This window comes from Pseudomonas sp. 478 (assembly GCF_003254125.1).
Lineage (GTDB): Bacteria > Pseudomonadota > Gammaproteobacteria > Pseudomonadales > Pseudomonadaceae > Aquipseudomonas.
Genome location: NZ_QKZG01000020.1, coordinates 52,619 through 70,731 on the forward strand (window position 1 = coordinate 52,619; position 18,113 = coordinate 70,731).

Sequence of the window (18,113 nt, forward strand, 5' to 3'; positions counted from 1 at the left end):
GGCGCACAGAATGGCGGCTGATGAGCGATGGGGCAATCTTTATCTGTATGGATGTACAGTCAGTGCGTTGCGATTCATTGCACAGGCGCCTCAGTAGTTCAGGTTAACCACCGGTTGGTCCAGCTTCGCGCCGGGCTCTCGCCTGAGAATGGTCAACAACGCGGCGGTAATTACGTTCACATCATTATCGAAGCCGCCGTGGGAGGTGTCTTTTTTGGTGCCATGCCCAGCAGCGGCATGCGTTGCAGATCTTCATAGGCCCGGGAAACGAGGTACAGAAGTGACACGGCAGCTGGGGGTTTACTACCGCGTCGAGAAAACTGTGTGGCGGGCATGGTGAGACCCTCAAGTTTCTGAGACTCAAATCCCTACGCCATGCCACGACTGCCTGTCTGAGCAGCAGGGAGGTCAACGGTCTTATTGATCGTAGACGATGTTTTACCGGCTTTGAGTGTTTGCCCTGCTTAATGCGGCATCTGGTGCTTGATCCGGTTCAGAATCGAACGGCCGGCGAGGGGGCTTTCTCCCGTTCGGCTGCGAAGCCGTCGTGAATGCAAAACATGAGGTATACCTAATGAACCGCGGTCGCGGCGTGCCCCTGTTGGAGCAAAGCTCGCTCGCGATGAACGATAACCCGATGTGTCTGGCTTGACGCCATCGCGGACACCTGCAGGTCCATCACCGTCATGAGGAACGTATTTCATGAAAAGCACCGGTCCTAGTCCTGTCATCACCATTGCGGAGCAGCCGGGCTGCCTGCTTGTGAAGTTTCACGGTATCCAGGTGGCCGCCTCCGCACGGGCGCTGGTGTTGCTCGAGGCCAACTATCCTCCGGTGTATTACGTCCCGCGGGAGGATATCGATGAAAAGTACTTTGCCCGCACCGATCACACGAGTTATTGCCCCTACAAGGGCGATGCCAGCTATTTCAGTCTGCAAGTCCCGGGACATGAAGGCGCTAACGCGGTGTGGAGCTATGAAGACCCCAAAGTGTCGGTAGAGCAGATTCGCGGCTACATGGCGTTTTATCCCGATCAAGTGACCTTTGAAGTTCTCAAAGACGTTGAGTGAGGGTCGCTTTCCAGGCGTCCACGAAAACGCCGCGCATGGGCGTAATACTGTTCACTTAAGCGCGGCGCCCACATTTGTGGCGAGGGGATTTATCCCCGTTGGGCTGCGAAGCGGCCCCAGCGTCTTTTCAGACAGACTAAGTTGTCTGGATTACGACTGCTTCGCAGCCGAACGGGGCGGTGCGACGTTTCGCTAAATCCCCTCGCCACAGGCTCTAGCTCGACTGAAGAATGTCTTAAGTGAACAGTATTACGCGCATGGGCGCGGCGTTTTAAGGTCAGGTGTTCAGCTCATCGAACAGCCCCCACCAGCGTAGATTCATCAATCTGACTAATCGAGGTCACCCCGGTCAAGGTCATGGCGACGCGCATTTCCTTGGCGAAGATATCCAGCATATTTTCCACCCCGCGTTGACCATCGGCGGCCAGCGCATAGGCCATGGAACGCCCCAGCAATACGCCTTTTGCGCCCAGCGCCAACATCCGTACAACGTCAAGTCCCGAGCGGATTCCCGAGTCGACCAGCACCGTCAAATCATTACCGATGGCTTGCATGATGGGCGGCAATGCCCGGGTGGTGGAGAGCACGCCGTCCAGCTGTCGTCCACCGTGGTTCGACACGACAATGCCATCCGCGCCAAAGCTGACCGCATCCCGGGCGTCCTGAGGATCGAGAATGCCTTTGATGATCATCGGGCCTTTCCAGAACTCACGAATCCACTCCAGATCATTCCAGCTGATCGAAGGGTCGAAGTTGTTGGCCAACCAGCCCATGTAGTCTTCGAGGGTTACGGCTTTGCCAAGGTACTTCGAGATATTGCCCAAGTCATGTGGACGTCCCATGAGGCCGACGTTGAATGCCCAGTCGGGTTTGGTCATGGCCTGAAGCATTCGCCGCGATGATGCAAAAGGGCCTGACATGCCCGAGTGTGCGTCCCTGTATCGGGCGCCGGGCGTGGGCATGTCCACGGTAAACACCAGGTTTTTCACACCGGCGGCCTTCGCCCGCTCCAGTGCATTTCTCATGAAGCCTCTGTCCTTCAACACATACAGCTGAAACCAGATGGACTGCTGGCTTTGTGCCGAGACTTCCTCGATCGAGCACACCGACACCGTTGATAGGCAAAGCGGAATGCCTTTGTTCTCCGCGGCTTTAACCGCCTGCACCTCACCACGACGGGCGAACATGCCCGTCAGGCCGACCGGGGCCAATATGATCGGCATTGAAAGCGGTTGGTCGAAGAGGGTGGTTTCAAGACTCAAGGTCTCGACGTTTTTCAGAATGCGCTGACGCAGGCTGATGCCTGTCAGATCAGCGCTATTGGCCCTCAGCGTATGCTCTGCATAAGCCCCGCCATCAATGTAATCAAACAAAAAACGCGGGAGTTTGCGACGTGCTGCCTCGCGATAGTCAGATGCGGATGAAATGATCATGGTGCCTCGGTCTGTGAATGGCGGGGCTGCCGATGTCGTCGAGCTTACCTGTGGTGAGGGGATAAATCCCCTCACCACAAGGATTGTGGTGAGCTCAGTTTTTATCGAGGTCCACGTTCTTGGTCTCACGCAAACAGATCATCCCGACGACCAGGCTCACCCCGGTTATCACCACCGGGTACCACAGCCCGTAGAAGATGTCCCCGGTGTACACCACCAAGGCAAACGACACCGTTGGCAGGAAACCGCCGAACCAGCCATTACCGATGTGGTACGGCAGGGACATCGAGGTGTAGCGGATGCGGGTCGGGAACAGTTCGACCATCAGCGCCGCCAGCGGGCCGTAGCACATGGCGGAGATGATGATCAGCGCGACGATCAGCGCCACGATCATCGGTTTATTGATCAGCTGAATGTCGGCTTTTGACGGATACCCCGCCAGGGTCACGGCGCCTCGCAGGGCCGCTTCATCGTAGCCTTCGAGTTTCACTTCACCGACGCTCACCTGTATGGCGCTGCCGGCAGGTAGAGCTTCACTGTTGTAGGGCAGGCCTTGTTTCACCAGGAAGGTTTTGACCTTGTCGCAAGGGCTATCAAATTTCGCCTTGCCCACCGGGTCGAACTGGAAGGTGCAGGTGGCCGGGTCCGCCAGCACGGTGATCGGTGCCTGACGGCTGGCCTGGTCAATGGCCGGGTTGGCGTAGTGGGCGATGGACTTGAAGATCGGGAAGTACAGTGCAGTCGCCAGCAGCAGGCCGATCATTAGCACCGGTTTGCGCCCGACTTTATCCGACAGCCAGCCAAAAAAGATGAAGAACGGTGCGCCGATGATCACACTGACGATCAGCAGACTGTTGGCCAGCGCCGGGTCCATTTTCAGGAACTGGGTGAGGAAGAACAGCACGTAGAACTGCGCCGCGTAGAAGGTCACGGCTTGCCCGGCGTTGATGCTGAACAGGGCAATCAGTACGACTTTAAGGTTTTCCCATTTGCCGAAGGAATCGCGCAGCGGCGACTTGCAGAGTTTGCCTTCCTCTTTCATTTTCACGAACGCTGGCGACTCGTGCAGGCTCATGCGAATCCAGGTCGAGATGCCCAGCAGAATGATCGAAAACAGGAACGGAATCCGCCAGCCCCAGACTTCGAACTGGTCACCGGTGAAGTAGCGGCAACCGAGCACCACCAACAGCGACAGCAGCAAGCCGAGGGTTGCGGTGGACTGTATCCAGCTGGTGTGGAAACCGCGTTTACCCAGCGGCGCATGTTCGGCCACGTAAGTGGCAGCGCCGCCGTATTCACCGCCCAGGGCCAGGCCCTGAAGCATGCGCAGCAGCACAAGGATGATCGGCGCGGCAATGCCGATGCTTGAGTAGGTCGGCAGCAGCCCGACGCAGAAGGTCGCCAGGCCCATGAGGATGATGGTCGCAAGGAAGGTGTATTTACGCCCGATCATGTCCCCCAACCGGCCGAACACCAGCGCGCCGAACGGCCGCACGATGAAGCCGGCAGCGAAGGCCATCAGCGCAAAGATGAACGCCGTGGTGTCGTTGACCCCGGCGAAAAACTGTTTGCTGATCACCGCAGCGAGGGCGCCATAGAGGAAAAAGTCGTACCACTCGAAGACTGTCCCGAGCGACGAGGCGAAGATGACTTTCTGGGTTTCCTTGCTGGTGCCCGCACTGCGCACGGCTTCCAATGGCTGAACATGTTCTGACATATCGGTATCCCTCACAGTGATTGTTTTTTTTGTTCCACTGGTGTTGCGTGTTCCTTGCAGGGTTAAAGCTCAATGTCCGTGAATCTAGTGCGATCCTTGTGGGAGTGAGCCTGCTCGCGATGGCGTCGTGTCAGTCAACTCGATGTTGAATGATCCACCGCTTTCGCGAGCAGGCTCGCTCCCACAGGGATAGTGTTTACAGGAGTGGCCAGGATCAGCTGTGCTGCCTTTTCGGCAATCATCAGCGTAGGCGAGCAGGTATTACCCGAGGTGATGCGCGGCATGATCGAGGCGTCGGCGATGCGCAGGCCTGGGATGCCATGGACTTTGAGTTGCGCATCAACCACGGCGTGCGCGTCATTGCCCATGCGGCAGGTGCCGACCGGATGGAAAATCGTGGTGCCGATGCGGGCGGCGGCTTCATGCAATTGTTCGTCGCTCTGCAAGCTGTCGCCGGGCAAGTACTCGACCGGATTGAATGCTTGCAGGGCCGGTGCGGCGACGATGCGGCGGGTCAGGCGAATGGCATCCGCGGCCACCCGCAAGTCCTCCGGATGGCTCAAGTAGTTGGGTTGAATCAGTGGCGCTTCCTGCGGATCGGTGGAGCGAATCTCGACGCGGCCTCGGCTTTGCGGCCGCAGATCGCACACCGACGCCGTGAAGGCGGGGAAGGCGTGCAACGGCTCACCGAAACGCTCCAGCGACAGTGGCTGAACGTGGTACTCGAGATTCGCCGACGTCTGCTCCGGTCCCGAACGGGCGAAGGCCCCGAGTTGGCTCGGCGCCATGGATAACGGGCCGCTGCGGTCATACAGGTAACGCAGGCCCATGCCCATCTTGCCCCACAGGCTGCCGGCGATCTGGTTAAGGGTGCGGGCATTTTCCAGTTTGTAGATCAGGCGCAGTTGCAGGTGATCCTGCAGATTGCCACCCACGCCGGGCAGTTCATGGGCAACGCCGATTCCCAATCGTTGCAGCAGCGGGCGAGGGCCAATCCCGGAACGTTGCAGGATGCTCGGTGAGCCGACGGAACCGGCGCACAGCACGATTTCCTTGCGCGCCTTGAAGGTTTTCGCCTGACCCTGCCAACGCGCACTGACCGCTGACGCACGACCGTTATCCAGCAGCACGCGGTCGACTTCTACGTCAGTCAGTACGGTGAGATTGGGGCGGTTGCGGATCGGTTTGAGAAACGCCTTGGCCGCGTTCCAGCGAATACCGGCCTTCTGGTTCACCTGAAAATAGCCGCAGCCTTCGTTGTCACCCTGGTTGAAGTCATCGATGCTGGCGATGCCGCTTTGCTCGGCGGCGCTTTGGAAGGCATCGAGAATCGGCCACGACAGTCGTTGACGTTCGATCCGCCATTCACCGGCGCCGCCATGAAACTCCGAGTCGCCAGCAAAATGGTTTTCGCTTTTTTTGAACAACGGCAGCACGTCGTTCCAGCTCCAGCCGGGATTGCCCTGAGCCGCCCAGCCGTCGTAGTCGCCGGCCTGGCCGCGCATGTAGATCATGCCGTTGATCGAGGAACAGCCGCCGAGCACCTTGCCACGCGGGTAACTCAGGGCGCGACCTTGCAGGCCGGGTTGCGCTTCGGTCTTGAAGCACCAATCGGTGCGCGGGTTGCCGATGCAGAACAGGTAACCCACGGGGATGTGAATCCACGCGTAGTTGTCGCGGCCGCCGGCTTCGAGCAGCAACACGCGATGTTGCGGGTTGGCCGACAATCGATTGGCCAGCAAACAACCGGCCGGGCCGGCCCCGACCACGATGTAGTCGTATTCATCCAGGGAAGTCTGCATCCGTGACCTCATGTTGTTGTTCTTGTTGTCGGTCATCCTAGTTGTTAGCTTTCGTCAAAAGAATGTTAGTTTTTGCGCAGCCGCTGTGCGTTTTTAAACAGCCTCACCTCAAGGACGGTTCATGTTCGACTGGAATGACCTGCGGTTTTTTCTCGAGTTGCAGCGCAGCGGGCGTCTGCTCACCGCTGCCCGCCGTTTGAACACCACCCACGCCACCGTGGCCCGGCACATCGAGGCCATCGAAAAGAGCCTCGGCACGGCGTTGTTTGTCCAGCATGCCCAGGGTTATGAGCTGACCCCGGCGGGCGAAGCGTTGCTCAAACACGCCGAAGCCATGGAAAACGTCGCCTTGCTGGCTCAGGAAGAAATCACTCAGTCGAGCGCACCGTTAGGCAAGATCCGCGTCGGCGTGACCGAAGGGCTGGGCATCATGTTCCTCGCCAGCCGCATGAACGGCTTGTTCGAACGTTATCCGGGCCTGGAAGTGGAACTGGTGGCGGTGCCGCGTTTCGTCAGCATCCTCAACCGCGAAGCCGAGATCAGCATCCACCTGGAGCGCCCGGCCGCCGACAAGCTGGTCACGCGCAAACTGACTGACTATCGATTGGCGCTGTACGCCAGCCAGGCGTATCTGGATCGTTCGCCACCGCTGCGCAGCCGCGAAGACCTCGCTCGCCACGCCTGGATCGGCTACGTCGATGACTTGCTGTTCAGCCAGGAACTGATGTTCCTCAACAGCTTCTGCCGCAATCCGCAGGTTGTGTTTCACAGCACCAGCGTCATCGCTCAACAACAGGCTGCGCGTTCCGGGTTGGGGATCGCCGTGCTGCCGTGTTACATGGCCAGCGCCGATCCTGGTCTGGTGCCGTTGCTGCCGGACGAGAGTATTCAGCGCAGCTACTGGATCAGCACGCGGCGTGAGCTGCACAAGTCGGTGCGGTTGCGGGTGTTGTGGGATTACGTGGTGGGGTTGTGTGAGGCCGAGCAGGGGTTGTTGATGGGATAACACACATCAAAAGATCGTCCTGACGTGGCCCGATCTTTTGATCGTGGGAGAGTGTCAAATACACGTTCCCTAATGTTCACTCACGCCTCAGAACGTGCCGATACTCTTTGTGCGGAAAACCAACTTCACCGTGTTGTTGGGACCGGGCTGCCACTTCACGTCGGTCGGGTCGTTCTCTTTGCGCACGATACACTTCCATTCCTCATTTTTGCCGTCGTCCGTGCCTGGGAAAAGTACCTTGCCGGTCCATGTGGAGTTGTTAGGGGCGGGTTTAGGGTCGAGCTTTACGGCCTTGGCCGGATCCCAATTCCCTAACTCCGGATGGTTGCCGACAACATAGACGCTGTAGCCGGGCACCGTGTTGCCGTTATCGCATTGAAATTCCACTTCGTCTTTTAAGGGCTCCCACGTGACACCTAGGGCATCGCGGAACACGGGCAGCATTGCCAGCAAGCAAACACCCAGCGGCAATAGGTAGTGATTGCGAGACATGATGAACACCTCAATTCATTCCGGTGGGCGCAGCTTAGCCCCGGCCAAACTGAATGTGACCTGTTAGATATGACAGTTCTTTAGAGCGCTTCGCGATAGCTTCAATCGTTGCTGATTAACGGCGAGTTTGCGCTGGGCTTTGGTTGCGCATTATCTGGCGAGACCCCGCTTGTGATCACTCAAGCATTCGGCGGCAACTCGCGCGTGGTGCGCTGTAAAGGCGTGCGGGACTGGCCGTCCGGAATCGACAGCGTTGCCCGCAATCCGCCCTCCGGCCGGTTGACCAGGGTAATTCGTCCACCCAGCCGAGTTGCAATGGTGTTGACGATTGTCAGACCCAATCCCGCCCCCTGGACGTTCCCTCGGCTGTAAAAACGTTCGAACAACCGGCCGCGTTCCGCTTCGTCGATGCCCGGCCCCTGATCTTCGACACTCAATAAATAAAACCCGTCAGCCTGATCCAGCTGCACGGTGATGACGCCGTGCGCGGGGGAAAAATTTGCCGCGTTGCTGATCAGGTTATGCAGGGCGATGTCGATGGCGGCGGCGTCAGCGATTACTTTCAGGGGCCGGTCGGTGACGTCGAAGGCCAGTTCAAGGTTCTTGCTCAGTAACCAGGGCGTCAGCTGAACCAAGCTGTCGCGCACCGTTTGAGTCAGGTCGATGGTGTGCGGCACCGGTGTTACGGCTGTGGGTTCAAGGCGAGCCATGGTCAGCAATTGGTTGACCAAACGGCTGGTTCGGTCCACGCCCGAAATCAGAAACGCCAGGGATTCCCTGCGCTCTTGTTCGGTGCCGGCCTCTAACAGGTTTTGCGCATGCACCCGCAACACCGCCAGGGGCGTGCGCATTTCATGGGCGGCGTCGGCGATAAAGCGCCGCTCGCGGCCGAGCACTTCCTGAATCTGCGCGAGCATGCGATTGAGCGCCGCTTGCATCGGTTCGAGCTCGCTGGGCAGCGGGGTCAGTTGCAGCGGTTCCAGAGAACCGCTGTGCCGTGCCCGCAGCGTCGCCGCCATATCGGCCAGGGGCTTGAGGCCCCAGCCAATGGCCAGCCAGACCATCGCCACCAGAATCAGGCTGCCCAGCACATTGGGCCACAGGGTATGGCGCAGGATCCGGTCCACCAGCTCCGACCGCACATCGCCGAGTTCGCCCACCCAGATCCGCACATCAGTTGGTTTGTCTTCCAGCATGAACGCGCGCCAGTGGCGGTTATTCAGATCGACCACATCGCTGAAGCCAGGTGTCGACGGGGGCGTGGTGAAGGAGGGCGCGCTGGCGGTGTGCACCAGCACTTCGCCCTGACGATTCCAGACCTGAAAGGCAATCTTGCTTTCATAAGGATGGCCATCGCCTCCTGGCGCCGCTTCGCCCAAGGCCCTGTTGAATGCCTGATACAGCTCGGCGTGTTCCTTGCTGGCCAGCGGCATGCGCATCACACCCTGCAGCAGCCGGGCGTTCTGCGCCAGTTGAGCGTCATAGACTTCGGCAATTTCGTGGTTGCTGTCGTGCCAGTTGAACACGCTGATCACCGCCAGACCCGCGAGCATCAGGCCGATGATCAGCGTCAGGGTACGGTGCCGAATGGACGTCATCGACGCTCCTCCACCAGATAACCGACACCGCGAATGGTACGGATCAGATCGGTGGAAAATTTCTTGCGCAGATGATGAATGTGCACTTCCAGGGTGTTGCTTTCGGCTTCTTCGTTCCAGCCGTAAAGCAACTGCATCAAGTGATCGCGGGTCATCACCCGGCCCGGCGGCGAGAGTAATTCGTGGAGCAGTTGATATTCCTTGGGCGTCAGCGCGACCGGTTCGCCCAAATAACTGACTTGCTGGGTGCCAGGGTTGAGGCTGATGCCAGCGTGTTCGATGAGCATCTGCGCGCGGCCGGCACTGCGCCGCAGCAAGGCCCGCAGGCGCGCCTTGAGTTCGGCCAGATCAAAGGGCTTGATCAGGTAGTCGTCGGCGCCGGCATCCAGCCCTTCGATACGGTCTTCGGTGGCGTCCCGCGCGGTGAGGATCAGCACGGGCAGGTTGGAGCCGCTGTCACGCAGACGGCGCAACACTTCCAGCCCGTCCATGCGCGGCAGGCCGAGGTCGAGCACTGCCATGTCGAAGGATTCACTGAGCAGCGAATGCAAGGCGCTGATGCCGTCCTGCAACCAGTCGACTGTGTAACCTTCGCGGCCCAGGGCCTGATGGATGCCTTCGCCCAGGGCCACGTCATCTTCAACCAGTAATAAGCGCACACGGACTCCTGTCAGTTGAGTTTCTTGTTCACGTCCGCCAGCAATGCTTCGATCTCTTTGCGCCGCCCGGCGTCGGCGGTTTCCCGGCCTGGCCTTGGCTCCGCTTGCAGGGCTTTTTGCAGGGCGCCCCGGGCTTCGCTGTAGCGTTTTTGACGGTAGAGGTGATCGCCCCAGAAGTACAGACTATCGATGCCGTTCGGGTTCAGTTGCAAGGCCTGCTTGAGCAACTGTTCGGCCTTGTCGGCGTCGCCGAAACCGATGGGCCAGCCCGGTACGCGGTCGTACAGTGCGCCGAGGCTGGTGTAGGCCGAGCCTTGCAGGGCTTTTGGGTCCAGGGCCAGGGCTTTCTCCAGGTCGACTTTCGCATCCTTGACCTTGCTCAGCGCACCGAGCCCGCCCTGGGCACCGGCCCAACTGCTGGTGACGATTCCGGACCAGATCCAGGCTTCGGCCACCGATTGGCGTTCGTGAGTGAACGCCGACGCCTGGCCGGCGAGTTTTTCGAATGCGGCGGTGCGCTGCTCGGCCGGCAGTTCGTATTGAATATGAGCCCAGCTTTGCTGGATGCCATTGAGACGTTGTTGATCGGCGGCGTCCAGCGCCCAGGCACTGTGGCTCAAGGCGCCCAACAGCAAGCAAGTAAAGAGTTTTTTCATGGCTTGAGATTCTCGTTATCAGGCTTCTGACTCAGGCGACGGATCAGTGGCAACTGCTTGCGCAGGCCGCGATCCACCAGGTTTGGCAACAGGCTGTTCAGGCGCACGAAAAAGCGTTCCGGCCAGCCCAGGTACAAATCACGGTGGTCTCCGGCAATCGCGTGGATCACCGCCGAGGCTACTTTTTGAGGATCGTCGACACTGGATTTGAGCGCGTCATTCAAGGCCTGTGCCGCCGGGCTGTTCATGCTGGTGCGGGTGGCCCGTGGCGCGACGTATAAAACGCCGACCCGGGTGTCGGCCAGTTCCCGGCGCAGGGCTTCGGAAAACCCCCGCAGGGCAAACTTGGTGGCGCAATAGCTGGCGTAACCGGGGTAGCCGATGGAGCCGTAGGTCGAACCGACATTCACCACCATCGCGCTTTCAGCTTGCTTGAGCAGCGGCAGTAATAACTTGGTCAGGCAGATCGGCGCGCTGATGTTCACTGCCAGCATGGCGTTGATGTCGCTGTCATCGAGCTGCTCGAGCATGGCGAAGTGATTGACCCCGGCGGCGTTGATCAGCAGGTTGATGCCGCCGATGGCTTCGGCGGCTCCCAGTACTTTGCGGCGGTCGGCGAGGAACGTCAGGTCGGCGCCGATCCAGCACAACTGCTGCGGATAGCGTTCGAGCAAAGGCGCCAACGGTTCCCGATGCCGAGCCACGGCCAATACCCGGGCGCCACTGGCGCACAGGGCGGTAGTGATCGCCAACCCGATACCGCCGCTGGCGCCGGTCAGTACCACGCGAGCCTCAGACAGGCGCATGCAGGTTCTCCCCATCGCGTGGCAAACCGCGGAACATGTCGGTGTAAAGCGTGTACACCACCTTGGAGGCGTGAATCACGGCCGCCTGGTCGACCGGATCATCGAGGGTGTTCATCAGTCGGCGATAGGTGTGCATGTGCTCGATATCCAGCGAACCATGGGAGCTGAGGTAACTGAAAGCGCTTTGCGGCAGGTCCAGGCGTTCGCGAATGCTGTCGGCGGCATGAGTGGCCAGGGCGATGCTGGTGCCTTCAAGCACGTTGACCATGCCGAACAGGCCGACCGGGTTGTCCCGGGCAATCAGGTCGTAGAGGAAGCTGACCATCAATTCGATCGGCAAGGACGGACGACCGTCGCGCACGGCCTCTTTGTCGCCGCCGCAGGCTTGGATGTCGTCGAGGACCCATTGTTCGTGGCCGTATTCGTCCTCGATGTACTCGCACACCGCTTTACGCAGCCATTCCAGGCGCGACGGCAAACGGGCACCGCACGCCATCATCAGCGGTACGGTGTGGCGCACGTGGTAATAGGCTTGCGCCAGGAAGGCCCGGTAACTTTCCAGGCTGACCTTGCCCTCGAGGGCGTCGCGAATGATGGGCAGATTGAACAGCTCGTGGCGTTCTTGCTGGGTGGCTTCTTGCAATGTATCGAAAAAGCTCATGACGCAGATTCCTCTGAAAAGACAGCTTCAGTCAGTTGCGAGCGGTAACGCTCGACGATGGCGTCCCGGCGTGGTCGGCCATTGGCGGTCAGCAGACCGTTGTCGGATGTGAATGGTTGATCCAGGCGTGTCCACAGATGGACCTGGGCGTAATCGGGCAAGGCTTCGTTGGCTTGGGCCACGGCGGCGGCCAGTTCTGCGTCGGTGCAATCGGGGCGATGGGGCCAGAGCAGCGCGTGGTTGCTCGGCATGGCTTCGCCGTAGACAAAGGCCTGGGCGATATGACGGCGTTGGGTCAATTCGGCCTCGACCCATTCCGGGTTCACATTGCGGCCGTAACTGGTGACGAATTGATGTTTCTTGCGCCCCTTGAGGTAGAGAAAACCTTCGGGGTCGAACTCGCCAAGATCGCCGCTGGGCCACCATTCATCGGTGTGCGGCGCCTCGCCGAGATAACCGAGCAAGGTCGATCCTTTGATCAGCACTTCGCCGTCGTCGGCCAGGCGAATGTCCACGTGGGGCAGGGGCCGGCCGACACTGCCAGGGCGGCGCGCTTCTGGCCGATTGAGGCACACCACCGACGCGCACTCGGACAGTCCGTAGCCTTCGTAAACCGGTAGGCCGATCCGTTGCGCACGGAGCAGTAATTCTTCACTAACCCGTGCGCCACCCACCGCGGCAAAACGCAACGCGTGGGGGCTGAAGGCTTTTTGCTCGGCGGCGCTGACCAGCATCAACAGCAACTGCGGCACCAGGATCAAACTCTCGGGGGCACGGGTGGCCAGGCATCCGAGCAGTCGCGGCACATCCACACTACTGGCACCCTGAATACCCAGGGTTTTCTGGCTGGGCAGGCTCAGCGTTGCGCCGGCGTACAGCGCCGCATAGCAGCCGATATTTTCCAGCAGGATCGCCATCGGCAAAAGTGCGAGGTGGTGCTGTGGATCGGTGGGCTTGCTGGCCTGATCCAGTTCGCGGGCGACCCGCAGAATGCTTTCGGCGCTCAGGCAGACGCCTTTGGGGGTGCCGGTGGTGCCCGAGGTAAAGGTCAGTTTGGCGGTACCTTCGGGCATCCGACTTGGGCCGCTGAAGGTACGGCGCCAGAACTCGCCGGCTTTCTCATAACCGGCCGTTTGCAATTCGCCTTCCAGTGCTGGCTCGGCAATCACCAGGGCGGCCTGGCTTTGCTTCAGGCAATGTTTGCGTTGAGCCGGGCTGAAAAAAGGTGGCAACGTCAGGCAGGTCAGACCTTCAAACAGCACGGCCAAGTCCCAGAGCATGGCTTCGACGCCGTTGTCCAGCGCCAGTGCAACTACCTTGACGCTTTCATCGCGCAGACGCTGCTGGCGATACATCACCTCTGCGTACAGCGTGGCGTAGTCCAGTTTCAGGTGATCGCCCCACAGGGCGATGGCATTGGACTTACGTTCGGCATGGCTGCGCAGGGTCTGCTTGAAACGCTCCATTTCAGGCGACATGGCTGGATTCCTCGATGGACGATGGCAACCCCAGGCGATTGAACATCCCGATATTGCGCAAATGGATGAAGCCGGCGCGGATGTTGCCAACGTGCACCCAGGGCTTGCTCTCGTAGTAACTGCCCCAGCTATGGCGGTCGTCGCCCAGCCGCGCAGGATCGGCGGCGCACAAGGTCACGGGTTTCAAGCCCAGACGGTGGAAGCTATTCACCAGGCCGATGTTGCCAGTGAACGTCACCCATTCCAGGCCGCCCATGGCCAGCAGGTAGGTGATGGCGATGATGCTCATTCGCGCACTGCCGGTGTCGGTGGCGGCCAGGTTGCCCACCTCGACGATACCCGCGCGGTCTACTGCACAATCGGCCGCGACACTGATCAGCGGATCGATCGGTTCGTCCAGGTAACGTTCCAGAAACAGTGGTTCGCTATTCGCCAGACGCACGCCGGCCACTGCACACAGTTCACCTGACGCGTTATTCATGCCGAACAGCTCCGGCATGAAATGACGGATGTCGGCACCGTGGGCCTTACGGAAGCGTTGCTGGATAAAGGCTTCGAAGACGGGGCGCAGGGGCTCGTCCGGCAGGGCTCTGGCCAAACTCATCTGCGGGGTTTCGGCTTGGCCGAAATGCAGGGGCAGAGGGATGTTCCAGTTAAAATCGGGCATTGGAAAACGCCTCCACAGGTCAGTGTGGAAGGAGTATCGGAGGCATTTCTTAACGAAGTCTGAAGGAGGCCAAAAGATCGGTCGTGCCTGTCTTCAGATTGTCTTAAGACTGGGCGGGCAGGGTGTCGCCCCGGGCTGCGCGAATGAGTCGCCAGTCACAATGATATTCACGAGGCTTGTTATGACCCGCGATGCACTCGCTCACCGGTATGGAAAACTCTCGATCACTTTGCACTGGCTGATGCTTGCGCTGTTTGTTGGCGTGTATGCCTGCATCGAAATCAAAGGGCTGTTGCCCCGCGGGCATGCGTTGAAGAGCCTGTTCCTGGGACTGCACGGCTTGTTCGGGTTCAGCATTTTTGTGTTGGTCTGGGTGCGCTTGCTCGGGCGGCTCGCCCCGCGTCCGCCCATCACGCCGGCGTTACCCGTCTGGCAGACAGGCGTTTCGCACCTGATGCACCTGGCATTGTATGGGCTGATGATTGCCACGCCATTATTGGCCTGGCTGATGCTTTCGGCAGGTGGCAAGCCGATGCCTTATTTCGAGTTCTTCCTGCCTTCGCTGGTGGCGGTCGATCCAGACCTGGCCAAGCAGTTCAAGCATTGGCACGAATTGCTCGGCAGCGCCGGTTACTGGCTGATCGGCTTGCACGCGGCGGCGGGGTTGTTCCATCACTATTGGGTCCGTGACAACACCCTGACGCGCATGCTGCCTGGTCGATCCGCTAATACGGTCAATCAGCGTCAGCGATAATCTCGAACCCGGTGCTGGCCAGGCGCTCGCCGTTCACCAGAATGTGCACGGCGTGATGACCCGCGTAATGCCGGCGGGTGGTGAGTTCCTTGATGTGCTGACCCCGGACGATGGATTCGGTCGCCTTGCCGGGAAGCGTCAGCGCCTTGAGCTTGAATACCTTCGCTGACGTGCTGCCGCTGGCTTTTACGTAATCGATTGCGTAGTCGATCACCAGTCGCTGACTGTCCTGGACCGTGGATTTCACGGCGAAGGACAGGGTGATTTTTTCACCCAGACGAATCACCGCCGGTTGCACCTTCGCATCGATGATCTCGACCTCAGGCTTGCCGCCCGCCCCAATGATCGCCAACGCGCGTTGATTGCCTTGTTTGATCAGGCTGCGCAGGGCGTGTTTGGCGATCCATGCCGTGTGTTTGTTGTCCAGCGACCAGCCTTCGATCAGGTCCAGCACCCATTCGGGATGATCCTTGGTGATGTCGTTGAGGTGGTTGGCCACGGACTTGCGCACGTAGAGGCTGTCGTCGGCCTTGAGGTTGTCGAGGATTTCCGCCGCCAATGTTGGGTCAGCCTGAATCTGTTCCAGTCGAAACGACCATGGCAGGCGCGGTCGGCTGCCTTCGCTGGCCAGGCGGCGGACGTGTTCGTTTTCGTCCAGGGACCACTCGTGCATGACCGCCAGGGAGCGTTCGATGTCGCTGCGCAAGAAATAGCGGATCGCGAATTCCGAGGAGCCGAAGGAAGTGAAGTATTTCAGCGCCTCCATGGACTGCTCGAAGGCATGTCCGCCGTAGGTCGCGACGTAATGCGGCAATGAGATGCTGACGAAACCGCTGTTCAGGCGCGGAGCGAGGGCGCGCAGCACCTCAAGCGTCTCTTCATAGCTCAACGGCAGGACGGTGTGCAGGCACTCGCTGACCCGGGCCATGCGCTGCATGATGGATAATTCGCCTAGCCCGTCGTTGGCCAGTTTCAGGAAGGCCTTGGCGTTGAACGCGGGGTAGACGGCGGTCATTTCGGTGGCGATGTGCTTGAGGCGCTCGGCGTTGAAGATTTCTTTCAGGGCGGGGGCGGGTTGGTTGGTGTGGGTCATAGGATGGGTTTGCTCGAATGGTTGTGTGTCAGTTAGATCCATCCCCTCACCCCAGCCCTCTCCCCACGGGGGAGAGGGGGGAAAGGGGGCCGATCTCCATGGCTTTCAAATCCTGAGTTCGACTCGATAATTCAGGTCGCAGTATTTCTAAAGAACGCCCAGATCAGTCCCCTCGCCCCTTGGGGAGAGGGTTAGGGTGAGGGGCTGGATCTCAAGCCTTACCCGATTCCTGCTCCCCCAACTGATCCGACTCAAACAATCTCGCCAGTTCCGCCCGCGCTTCCTGCGCCGTCTGCAAGACCTTCGCTGCATCGTCATAAACCGCATGCTGGGCCTCCAGCACCTGTTCGTCGTGATGCTTGAAGCGTTTGATCCGCGCATCGGCCTGGGCTTGGGTCAGCCCCAGGCCGACCAGCGTGCGCCGGCTCATTTCCAGACTCGAGTAATAGGTTTCCCGAATGGCCTCGGCGCCAAGGTCCACCAAGCGATGCACATGCTGACGGTTACGGGCCCGGGCGATGATTTTGATGTGCGGGTAGAGTTTGTGCACCAGTTCGGCGGTCTTGATGTTGGTGTCCGGGTCGTCGGTGGCGATGACAAAGTATTCCGCCTGCTCGACCTTGGCCGCACTGAGGATCTCCGGGCGCATCGGGTCGCCGTAGAACACCGGCACACCGCCGAAGCTGCGCGACAGTTCGATGGTTTCCACCGAGGTGTCGAGGGCGACGAACTTGATGTTCTGCGCGCGCAAAATCCGCGCAACGATCTGCCCCATGCGGCCCATGCCGGCGATCACCACGCGTGGCGTGTCGGTATCGATCTCGCGGAATTTCTCCGGCACCACCACCGGTTGAACCTTTGGCCTGACCAGTCGCGCGCACACCAGCAACAGCAGTGGCGTCACCGCCATGGACAAGGTGATGGTCAGCACCAGCAAGTCGTACAGGTTGGGTTCGAACAGGCCCTGGTCGCGGCCGATCTTGAACACCACAAACGCAAATTCACCACCGGCCGCGAGCACGATGCCGAGGCGAATCGCACTGACCTTGCCCAGGCCACCCGCCAGCCGACCGACAACAAACAGCAGCGGCAGTTTGATTGCGATCAGCAACAGGGTCAGGCCCAGCACCGTGATCGGCGCGCTCAGAAGCAGGCTCAGGTTGGCGCCCATGCCGACACTGATGAAAAACAGCCCCAGCAACAATCCCTTGAACGGTTCGATTTGCGCTTCCAGTTCGTGGCGGTATTCGGAGTCCGCCAGCAGCAACCCGGCGAGGAACGCCCCCAGCGCCATCGACACGCCGACCAGGTCCATCAGCCACGCCGTGCCCATCACCACCAGCAACGCGGTGGCCGTGGAGACTTCCGGCAAACCGGTCTTGGCCACCACCCGGAACACCGGCCGCAACAGGTATCGGCCTCCAATCACCATCACCGCGATGCTGCCCAGCACGCGCAAGCCGTGATTGAGGCCTTCCCCAGCGCTGCTGGTGTGATCGCCGCCCGCCAGCAACGGCACCATGGCGATCAACGGGATAGCGGCGATGTCCTGGAACAACAGAATCGCGAATGCCAAACGCCCGTGGGGACTGGTCAGTTCCTTGCGCTCGGCCAGGCTTTGCAGACCGAACGCCGTGGACGACAGCGCCAGGCCCAAGCCCAGCACGATCGCGCTGTTCAACGGTTGGCCGAACACGAACAACGCCAGCACACCAATCACCGAGCCCGTCAGCAGCACTTGCGCCAGGCCGACGCCGAACACCGATCTGCGCATCACCCACAAACGTCGCGGCGACAGTTCAAGACCAATGATGAACAGCAGCAACACCACCCCGAGTTCGGAAATGTGGCTGACGCTTTGCGGATTGCCAATCAGGCCCAGCACCGACGGCCCGATGATCACCCCTGCAAACAGATAACCCAGTACCGCCCCCAGTTGCAGGCGCTTGGCCAAGGGAACGGTGAGCACCGCCGCGAACAGAAACACGACAGCGGCTTGCAACAGGTTGCCTTCATGGGGCATGACAAAAACTCCATTCACTCGGTACGGCGGGGGGACAAGGATAAAGGGTGATGCTTTGTGCGTCAGCCATGAACATACAATGATGTTGGCTGACACACCGCCATCGCGAGCAGGCTCGCTTGTATGGTAGGACTTGAAGGGAGGAGGAGGGACAAGGCTCGATTCTGACTGTTGACGCAGTACAGACCGTGGGAGAT

Annotated in this window: 16 protein-coding genes; 3 read left to right on the top strand and 13 right to left on the bottom strand. The window is 59.9% G+C overall.

The genetic code is table 11. The features are described from left to right. The first annotated feature begins 702 nt into the window (after positions 1-702). Entirely contained in the window at positions 703-1,071 is a 369-nt protein-coding gene (locus tag DFS28_RS29030; RefSeq protein ID WP_111452527.1) for a DUF427 domain-containing protein, read from the top strand. Positions 1,072-1,361: 290 nt separating this feature from the next. Here DFS28_RS29030 and lldD read toward each other — a convergent pair whose 3' ends face one another. From lldD to DFS28_RS29045, 3 genes are all read right to left on the bottom strand, one after another. After that, positions 1,362-2,504: an FMN-dependent L-lactate dehydrogenase LldD gene (lldD, locus tag DFS28_RS29035; RefSeq protein WP_111452528.1), complete on the bottom strand. Its 1,143-nt coding sequence runs from the start codon at positions 2,502-2,504 to the stop codon at positions 1,362-1,364. A gap of 94 nt (positions 2,505-2,598) precedes the next feature. Continuing rightward, positions 2,599-4,221 carry an MFS transporter gene (locus DFS28_RS29040; protein ID WP_111452529.1) on the bottom strand — a complete coding sequence of 541 codons (1,623 nt, stop codon included), beginning with the start codon at positions 4,219-4,221 and terminating at the stop codon, positions 2,599-2,601. A gap of 134 nt (positions 4,222-4,355) precedes the next feature. After that, the gene (locus DFS28_RS29045; RefSeq protein ID WP_111452530.1) at positions 4,356-6,023 is read right to left on the bottom strand and encodes a GMC family oxidoreductase; all 1,668 of its coding nucleotides are present in this window, start codon (positions 6,021-6,023) and stop codon (positions 4,356-4,358) included. 121 nt (positions 6,024-6,144) lie between these two features. Between DFS28_RS29045 and DFS28_RS29050 the strand changes: the two genes are divergently transcribed. Then, a complete protein-coding gene (locus DFS28_RS29050) occupies positions 6,145-7,029 on the top strand; it encodes a LysR family transcriptional regulator (RefSeq protein WP_111452531.1) in 885 nt (294 codons plus the stop codon). Positions 7,030-7,116: 87 nt separating this feature from the next. On the opposite strand, the gene DFS28_RS29055 is transcribed toward DFS28_RS29050, so the two are convergent. From DFS28_RS29055 to DFS28_RS29090, 8 genes are all read right to left on the bottom strand, one after another. After that, complete coding sequence (locus tag DFS28_RS29055) at positions 7,117-7,521, bottom strand: carbohydrate-binding module family 20 domain-containing protein (protein ID WP_256365220.1); 405 nt, start codon at positions 7,519-7,521, stop codon at positions 7,117-7,119. Between the two features lie 179 nt (positions 7,522-7,700). Beyond that, the gene (locus DFS28_RS29060; RefSeq protein WP_111452533.1) at positions 7,701-9,119 is read right to left on the bottom strand and encodes an ATP-binding protein; all 1,419 of its coding nucleotides are present in this window, start codon (positions 9,117-9,119) and stop codon (positions 7,701-7,703) included. After that, on the bottom strand, positions 9,116-9,778 hold the full coding sequence (locus tag DFS28_RS29065) for a response regulator (protein WP_111452534.1): 663 nt from the start codon (positions 9,776-9,778) through the stop codon (positions 9,116-9,118). The genes DFS28_RS29060 and DFS28_RS29065 overlap by 4 nt, the downstream gene beginning before the upstream one ends. Positions 9,779-9,789: 11 nt before the next feature. Next, entirely contained in the window at positions 9,790-10,434 is a 645-nt protein-coding gene (locus DFS28_RS29070) for a tetratricopeptide repeat protein (protein WP_111452535.1), read from the bottom strand. Further along, positions 10,431-11,240 carry an SDR family oxidoreductase gene (locus DFS28_RS29075; RefSeq protein ID WP_111452536.1) on the bottom strand — a complete coding sequence of 270 codons (810 nt, stop codon included), beginning with the start codon at positions 11,238-11,240 and terminating at the stop codon, positions 10,431-10,433. The genes DFS28_RS29070 and DFS28_RS29075 overlap by 4 nt, the downstream gene beginning before the upstream one ends. Beyond that, positions 11,227-11,901 (bottom strand): TenA family transcriptional regulator, encoded by a 675-nt coding sequence (locus DFS28_RS29080; RefSeq protein ID WP_111452537.1) that lies wholly within the window; start codon positions 11,899-11,901, stop codon positions 11,227-11,229. Before DFS28_RS29080 ends, DFS28_RS29075 begins: the two co-directional genes overlap by 14 nt. Then, positions 11,898-13,379: an AMP-binding protein gene (locus tag DFS28_RS29085; protein ID WP_111452538.1), complete on the bottom strand. Its 1,482-nt coding sequence runs from the start codon at positions 13,377-13,379 to the stop codon at positions 11,898-11,900. Before DFS28_RS29085 ends, DFS28_RS29080 begins: the two co-directional genes overlap by 4 nt. Further along, positions 13,369-14,046, bottom strand: a complete 678-nt coding sequence (locus tag DFS28_RS29090; RefSeq protein WP_111452539.1) for a thermostable hemolysin — start codon at positions 14,044-14,046, stop codon at positions 13,369-13,371. Before DFS28_RS29090 ends, DFS28_RS29085 begins: the two co-directional genes overlap by 11 nt. A gap of 181 nt (positions 14,047-14,227) precedes the next feature. Here DFS28_RS29090 and DFS28_RS29095 point away from each other — a divergent pair, with 181 nt between their 5' ends. After that, the gene (locus DFS28_RS29095) at positions 14,228-14,800 is read left to right on the top strand and encodes a cytochrome b (RefSeq protein WP_111452540.1); all 573 of its coding nucleotides are present in this window, start codon (positions 14,228-14,230) and stop codon (positions 14,798-14,800) included. Here DFS28_RS29095 and DFS28_RS29100 read toward each other — a convergent pair. Both DFS28_RS29100 and DFS28_RS29105 read right to left on the bottom strand, forming a co-directional pair. Then, positions 14,781-15,893 carry a DNA alkylation repair protein gene (locus DFS28_RS29100; protein WP_111452541.1) on the bottom strand — a complete coding sequence of 371 codons (1,113 nt, stop codon included), beginning with the start codon at positions 15,891-15,893 and terminating at the stop codon, positions 14,781-14,783. The two genes, DFS28_RS29095 and DFS28_RS29100, sit on opposite strands and share 20 nt — an antisense overlap. A 211-nt stretch (positions 15,894-16,104) precedes the next feature. Then, positions 16,105-17,916 carry a monovalent cation:proton antiporter-2 (CPA2) family protein gene (locus DFS28_RS29105; RefSeq protein WP_111452542.1) on the bottom strand — a complete coding sequence of 604 codons (1,812 nt, stop codon included), beginning with the start codon at positions 17,914-17,916 and terminating at the stop codon, positions 16,105-16,107. Positions 17,917-18,113: the final 197 nt, after the last annotated feature.

Excerpts from the sequence above, each read along its gene's own strand:
- DFS28_RS29030 (WP_111452527.1), top strand. The coding sequence starts at position 703 with ATGAAAAGCACCGGTCCTAGTCCTGTCATCACCATTGCGGAGCAGCCG.
- lldD (WP_111452528.1), bottom strand. The coding sequence starts at position 2,504 with ATGATCATTTCATCCGCATCTGACTATCGCGAGGCAGCACGTCGCAAA.
- DFS28_RS29040 (WP_111452529.1), bottom strand. The coding sequence starts at position 4,221 with ATGTCAGAACATGTTCAGCCATTGGAAGCCGTGCGCAGTGCGGGCACC.
- DFS28_RS29045 (WP_111452530.1), bottom strand. The coding sequence starts at position 6,023 with ATGCAGACTTCCCTGGATGAATACGACTACATCGTGGTCGGGGCCGGC.
- DFS28_RS29050 (WP_111452531.1), top strand. The coding sequence starts at position 6,145 with ATGTTCGACTGGAATGACCTGCGGTTTTTTCTCGAGTTGCAGCGCAGC.
- DFS28_RS29055 (WP_256365220.1), bottom strand. The coding sequence starts at position 7,521 with ATGTCTCGCAATCACTACCTATTGCCGCTGGGTGTTTGCTTGCTGGCA.
- DFS28_RS29060 (WP_111452533.1), bottom strand. The coding sequence starts at position 9,119 with ATGACGTCCATTCGGCACCGTACCCTGACGCTGATCATCGGCCTGATG.
- DFS28_RS29070 (WP_111452535.1), bottom strand. The coding sequence starts at position 10,434 with ATGAAAAAACTCTTTACTTGCTTGCTGTTGGGCGCCTTGAGCCACAGT.
- DFS28_RS29075 (WP_111452536.1), bottom strand. The coding sequence starts at position 11,240 with ATGCGCCTGTCTGAGGCTCGCGTGGTACTGACCGGCGCCAGCGGCGGT.
- DFS28_RS29080 (WP_111452537.1), bottom strand. The coding sequence starts at position 11,901 with ATGAGCTTTTTCGATACATTGCAAGAAGCCACCCAGCAAGAACGCCAC.
- DFS28_RS29085 (WP_111452538.1), bottom strand. The coding sequence starts at position 13,379 with ATGTCGCCTGAAATGGAGCGTTTCAAGCAGACCCTGCGCAGCCATGCC.
- DFS28_RS29090 (WP_111452539.1), bottom strand. The coding sequence starts at position 14,046 with ATGCCCGATTTTAACTGGAACATCCCTCTGCCCCTGCATTTCGGCCAA.
- DFS28_RS29095 (WP_111452540.1), top strand. The coding sequence starts at position 14,228 with ATGACCCGCGATGCACTCGCTCACCGGTATGGAAAACTCTCGATCACT.
- DFS28_RS29100 (WP_111452541.1), bottom strand. The coding sequence starts at position 15,893 with ATGACCCACACCAACCAACCCGCCCCCGCCCTGAAAGAAATCTTCAAC.
- DFS28_RS29105 (WP_111452542.1), bottom strand. The coding sequence starts at position 17,916 with ATGCCCCATGAAGGCAACCTGTTGCAAGCCGCTGTCGTGTTTCTGTTC.